This window comes from Paenibacillus agaridevorans (assembly GCF_003112455.1).
Taxonomy (GTDB): Bacteria; Bacillota; Bacilli; order Paenibacillales; family Paenibacillaceae; genus Pristimantibacillus; species Pristimantibacillus agaridevorans.
Map to the genome: position 1 here is coordinate 1 of NZ_BDQX01000323.1, position 280 is coordinate 280.

The window sequence follows — 280 nt, forward strand, 5'->3', positions numbered from 1 at the left end:
CCAGCTCCCTCGGGAGCTGGAAAATGGCTCAAAACAATGTTCAAGAAATACTATACGAGGAGGGTTTATGTTGAACAAGAAATCGCTCATTGCAAGATGGGACGACGATCAGCTCGCCGAAGTGAATCGATTGCTGGCCGCTGTTACAGGCAAACATAACCTGCTTGAACACTCCCGTCACCTTGAAGAGGTGGGGGATTCTTGGGTTATTGCTCCTTATGGAGCAAAATCGCATCGATATTTTCTTGCGAAAAATCGTACACCAAGCGATCCCTGCGGT

Annotated in this window: 1 pseudogene; it reads left to right on the plus strand. The window is 47.9% G+C overall.

The features are described from left to right. Positions 1–67 precede the first annotated feature (67 nt). Positions 68–280, plus strand: a pseudogene (locus PAT3040_RS37420) (hypothetical protein); the annotation flags it as partial.